This window comes from Paracoccus sp. PARArs4 (assembly GCF_947311865.1).
Classification (GTDB): Bacteria; Pseudomonadota; Alphaproteobacteria; order Rhodobacterales; family Rhodobacteraceae; genus Paracoccus; species Paracoccus zeaxanthinifaciens.
Map to the genome: position 1 here is coordinate 1 of NZ_CAMZMW010000036.1, position 4,776 is coordinate 4,776.

At 58.2% G+C, this 4,776-nt stretch carries 7 protein-coding genes and 2 pseudogenes; 7 read left to right on the forward strand and 2 right to left on the reverse strand.

What is annotated here, in order from left to right:
- The coding region (locus tag QMZ16_RS16145) for a hypothetical protein (protein ID WP_282604011.1) at positions 1-546 on the forward strand (546 nt) is incomplete at its 5' end.
- Between the two features lie 295 nt (positions 547-841).
- Here the strand turns inward: QMZ16_RS16145 and QMZ16_RS16150 are convergent.
- A pseudogene (locus QMZ16_RS16150) lies at positions 842-1,091 on the reverse strand (hypothetical protein); the annotation flags it as partial.
- Between the two features lie 216 nt (positions 1,092-1,307).
- On the opposite strand from QMZ16_RS16150, the gene QMZ16_RS16155 reads away from it, so the two are divergent.
- From QMZ16_RS16155 to QMZ16_RS16170, 4 genes are all read left to right on the forward strand, one after another.
- On the forward strand, positions 1,308-1,466 hold the full coding sequence (locus tag QMZ16_RS16155; protein ID WP_282604012.1) for a hypothetical protein: 159 nt from the start codon (positions 1,308-1,310) through the stop codon (positions 1,464-1,466).
- Positions 1,459-1,659 carry a hypothetical protein gene (locus QMZ16_RS16160; protein WP_282604013.1) on the forward strand — a complete coding sequence of 67 codons (201 nt, stop codon included), beginning with the start codon at positions 1,459-1,461 and terminating at the stop codon, positions 1,657-1,659. The genes QMZ16_RS16155 and QMZ16_RS16160 overlap by 8 nt, the downstream gene beginning before the upstream one ends.
- Before the next feature lie 52 nt (positions 1,660-1,711).
- Positions 1,712-2,236 (forward strand): hypothetical protein, encoded by a 525-nt coding sequence (locus QMZ16_RS16165; protein WP_282604014.1) that lies wholly within the window; start codon positions 1,712-1,714, stop codon positions 2,234-2,236.
- Between the two features lie 215 nt (positions 2,237-2,451).
- Positions 2,452-3,459 carry a bifunctional DNA primase/polymerase gene (locus QMZ16_RS16170; protein WP_282604015.1) on the forward strand — a complete coding sequence of 336 codons (1,008 nt, stop codon included), beginning with the start codon at positions 2,452-2,454 and terminating at the stop codon, positions 3,457-3,459.
- Between the two features lie 89 nt (positions 3,460-3,548).
- Here QMZ16_RS16170 and QMZ16_RS16175 read toward each other — a convergent pair whose 3' ends face one another.
- Positions 3,549-3,758 carry a hypothetical protein gene (locus tag QMZ16_RS16175; protein WP_282604016.1) on the reverse strand — a complete coding sequence of 70 codons (210 nt, stop codon included), beginning with the start codon at positions 3,756-3,758 and terminating at the stop codon, positions 3,549-3,551.
- Between the two features lie 78 nt (positions 3,759-3,836).
- Between QMZ16_RS16175 and QMZ16_RS16340 the strand changes: the two genes are divergently transcribed.
- Both QMZ16_RS16340 and QMZ16_RS16185 read left to right on the forward strand, forming a co-directional pair.
- Positions 3,837-4,445 (forward strand): hypothetical protein, encoded by a 609-nt coding sequence (locus QMZ16_RS16340; RefSeq protein WP_348984674.1) that lies wholly within the window; start codon positions 3,837-3,839, stop codon positions 4,443-4,445.
- A gap of 134 nt (positions 4,446-4,579) precedes the next feature.
- Positions 4,580-4,776: pseudogene (locus QMZ16_RS16185) on the forward strand (hypothetical protein); the annotation flags it as partial.

Genomic DNA, 4,776 nt, shown 5'->3' on the forward strand with positions numbered 1-4,776 from the left:
ACTTGTGCCCCACGGGTATCGGCAACAGAACCAGATTGGACCCGCGAAGAGCCACGAAAATTCTGGGATCCGTCTAGAAAATTATTGCGTGCGATACGTCGGTTTCAAGCATTGCAGAACAAATACGGCATCGCCGTATGGATTGCCCGGCAGTATTGGAAACGGGTTCATCAATTCTGGTGTCTAGTATCTCAGAATGAAATCCAACTTAGAACCAACATTGGGGGTGGGCTGCTATTGCCCCACCCCAATGGCATCGTTATTCATCCGGACGCAGTATTAGGCCCCAACTGCCTGATTTTCAATCAGGTTACTATTGGAATTGGCAAGGCGGGACCGGATGGCCGGCACACTCCTATTATTGGTGGTCATGTGGATATCGCGGCTGGAGCCCGCATCGTTGGTGGAATCAGAATTGGAAACCATGCGGTTATTGGCTTGAATGCAGTCGTAATCTCGGATGTGCCAGACGGTGGCGTAGCGGTAGGTGTTCCTGCAAGGGTGGTCCGAATTGCTCCTCCGTTTGACCAAGACCAACCATTGTAAAAGTGGCTCGTAGTGCATCCCGGCCCTATCTCTTTGCCGCAGCCATCCTCGCCCGCAGCGCCAGCGCGTTGCAGGTCATGCCGCAGTAGTAAGGTAGGGTTTTGGCCGTCCCCTTAGATGGCTGGCATATGAGCTGACAACCCGATGCGAGAGATCACGCCGGTTGTCATGAGAGGACCCATTTCCGGGACAGCGAGTGCCGCGAACCCCGTCATATAACCCCCACCGCCTTGACCCGATGATATGGCCAGTACTTCATCATCGGAGATGCACCATGTTCGACGACCTAGATCTGAGGCGCATCGCGGAACACGTCGCGCAGAGAGGTTTCCAGCTCGTGCAACAGCTGCGCGGGGGCACGCCGCAGGGGGGCAGATCCCGCCCACGGGGTCGCGGTGTCGCAGCCGATGCGGAAGTGCAGCACCTCGCCCGCCGCCCGCTTCGGGGATGCCCAGGCGATAGGCCCGAGGGGTGCCGTCGCGGGTCGAGATATCCCAATCGGTCGCCGGAATGAGGCGATCCCGGATCAGGAAGACAGCTTCCCCATCGACCAGGACAAGCACCCGCTCGGGCGGGAACGGCGCGGCACCGGTCCAATCGGCAAAGAGGGCAAGGCGGTCGGCAAAGCCTTCAGGCAAGCCGGTATCAATCGCGGAAATCGCGTTCATCGGTCTCTCCAATGTTGACTGTTGCGCCATGCATCCGGCGCAGCTACAAATAACTACAAACAGCCAAACACTGTCAACTACGGATAACTACAAATGGCGCAAAAAGGTGTGCCCGTCTCCTTCCGGCTCCTGCCCGAAGTGAAGGCGGCGCTAGAGGCGGCAGCAAAGGCGGATCATCGTTCCGTGTCGTCCATGCTGGATAAGCTGGTCACGGAATACCTGCGGGACAACGGGCACCTGCCCAATGGCTGAGACAGTGCAGGTCAACATCCGCGTCCCCGAGGAAGCCCGCGACGTGATCGGGCGGCTGGGCCAGCGTCTTCGCAAGGAACCCGACTTCCTCGACCAGCTCATTGCCCTGGTGGATGGCGATGCAGGCGGCGAATTGGTGACGCGGCTGGAACAGATCGAAGCGCGACTGGCCGCTTTGGAGGCTGGAAAGTGACTTGTCAGGGTTTCCACCCTATCGGACAGCGACTTTACAGGGGCAAATTGCCATGCCGATGATCAGCGTTTCGCAGGCTGCCAAGCAGTTCAAGGTTTCCAGGCCGACACTGCAAAAGGCGCTGAAAGACGGCACGATCACCGGGGAAAAGGTGAGTGCTGGCGGATCGACCAGCTGGCAAATTGACACGGCAGAGCTGGCCCGCGTCTATGAGATGCGCAAAGGCGGTGACAACATTGCACCCCGGCAAGACACCGTGGAAAGGCAGCGACTTGCCATGCCAAAAGAGGCGGATTTTTCCAGCCCTGCCAACCCTCTACAGGACGAAGTTGCCACGCTGCGCGAAAAGCTGGCCGACGCCGAACGCCGCGCAGCTGCCGAGGAAGCGAAAGCCGAAGAACGGGAACGCCTGGTCGAACTCTACAAGGATCAATTGAGCCGGGCGCAGGATCGGGAAGCTGCCCTGATGCGCCTGCTGCCTCCTCCAGATGCCGAACCTGTCCAAGAGCAACCGAACCGCAAAACCTTGTGGCAAAGGATCATCGGCGGACAACACAGACCACGAGGCACTAAATGAGTGCCGACCAGTTGCTGACTCTCATAGGGCTGGTGTATTGTCACGAATTAGGCGCGAGCCTGAAATGAGCGAAGCCCGCCCTGTTGGTAGCAGGAACGGGCTTCTAAATGGAAACTGCCTTCGCGGGGCGTCTCACTTGCTATGTCGGATATTAGAACGAACTGCTTTCTACGACAAGGGACGAATCCGCGAGGAAACCCGAAAGGAACACCCCATTGGGGATCTTCGCTGAGTATCAACCGCGCTACGCTGCGCACAACATCCCGACCTTCCCCATGCAGGGGAAGCTACCCGCTGTAAAACACTATGCCAGGTTCGGCCTCAAAGGGTCTGAGCAACTGGCCTTCAAGTTTCCAGAAGTCGATGCCTTGGCCTTCATGGCCGGGGGTCGAACAAAGATCACCGTTGTGGACATTGATAGTCCCGACGAAGACCTTCTGCGGGACACGCTAAAGCGACACGGGCAAACACCGATCATTGTCCGCTCTGGTTCCGGCAACTTCCAAGCCTGGTATCGCTTCAACGGCGAAGAGCGCAAAATTCGGCCTGATGCGTCCATCCCGGTTGATCTGCTCGGCAGCGGGGTAGTGGTCGCGCCTCCATCTAAAGGTAGCAAGGACACCTACCAATTCATCCGCGGCGGATTGGCTGACCTCGACCAGTTGCGTCCGGCTGCGAACATCATCAGCTTCCCAAAAGGGAAGATCGAGCGGCCCGAGTTGCAACGCGTTGCACCAGGCCAGAGAAACGTTGCTTTGCGGGATCACCTCCGCAACCAAGCCCGCTTCTGCGATGACCTCGATGCGCTGCTAGACGTTGCTCACACCTTTGTAGCTGATCGCCTAGATACAGCTTCAAAGCCATTCCCTGAGAGTGAAGTCGTTACTACGGCAAAGTCCGTTTGGAGTTGGACGCAAGACCGAATAGCGGCGGGCGAATACTATGTCGGAACCGGCCAGCGGCTGACGCTATCGTTTGAAACACTCGACAAAGTTCTGCCCCTCGGTGCAGATGCCACCGCTCTCTATCTCACCTTGCAACGACGCTCCAACCATCGGGGTGAGCTAATCGTGGCAAATGATATGCGGCTAACGATGCCGGACGGCGAGTGGACGCTAGTGCGGTTCCGGCGGGCGCGGGGCAACTTGATCGCAGCTGGCATCATCACCGAGACCAAGAAAGCATCAACTTGGCACGGCGCAACCCGGTATGTGTGGGGGTAAGGGTGAGCGAAATCGTTCACCTATACTAATAGATCACTCTCTCCCTTTGGGCTTGTCTGACCTCGGACGGCCCATTTTGCGCCAAGCGACTATCCGTCCAGGCTGCGTTTGATCAGGCCGGGTTCGGCTTTCTCGGCGTCACGAAGCTGGCGGGCCTCGTGGATGTCCTTGCGGGCAAGGCCAAGGTCCGAAGCGGTGGCCTTGGCGTTCCCTTGCGAAACGCCAGCGCCGGGACCGTCGCGACCTTTGGAAACCTCACCCCGATCCTGCGCGGCGTCGTATTCCTCAGCCAGCCGCATCTCAGCTGAGTTCTCAGCGAAAATCGCGCGGCGAGGGCAAACAGGCAGCAAATGCAGAGGGATGATCTATTAGTATAGGTGAGCGAAATCGACTCCCCTTCACACTGGCACGGATCGTCAGTTTTCCGGCGACCGGAAAAACAGGAAACCCGCGCGGCTGGCACGGGCTACACGGCGGCACTGATGGCAGCGCGTGAAAGCTGGATCAGCCGCGCGTCCAACATGGCCGAACTGACGGCAACCGTGCAAAGCTGCGTCAGCCTCTGGGAAGGCTGTCTGAGCCTGTCGGACGTGACAGGAACTGACATGCTCGACCGGCACGCAATGGCGCTCTGTGGCCGCTCTCTGGCGCTGCGTGGGGAACGCACCTTTTCCGACGACTTTCTGGCCTATGCGCATGGCACAGGGCTTTCGCTCGATTGGGTCTGGCTCAATGACGAACGCAGCTTGGTGATCGGGGCTTTCCATGCTGCCAAGGATGCCTGCCCCATGCTTGAACAGATCTCGGAGCTTTTCGACCAGCTGGACGACACGGAACAGCTGATCTTTCTGGCCGGGGCGCAGGGCTTGTCCAGCGGGGTCTTCGATGCTGGCGGCTTCACCGCTTGGACAGAGGAACGGGTGCGCCGTCATCGCGCCGGTGAGGCGCTGCGCGTGTCCGATCTGGCTTTGCCGAAAGCAGGCTAGATTCAACCGTGAGGGATGAAACAGGGGCGTAACGGGTCTTATGACTCTCGACCCGTGAGCAACCCACGCAGGTTCAGGTTGTAGGGCAGGCGGATGAGGCAGGAATCATTCCAAGGCTGCGGAGGACATCACTGTTGACAGACACAGTGAAGATGAAGCTTGCTTTCAAGATAGTTTTTTTGGTGAGGGAAATGGTAAACATTCAATTTAAAGTTGCAGCTCCTAGCAACGATGAAGCCTCTACTCTTAAGAGCACTTGTGCCCCACGGGTATCGGCAACAGAACCAGATTGGACCCGCGAAGAGCCACGAAAATTCTGGGATCCGTCTAG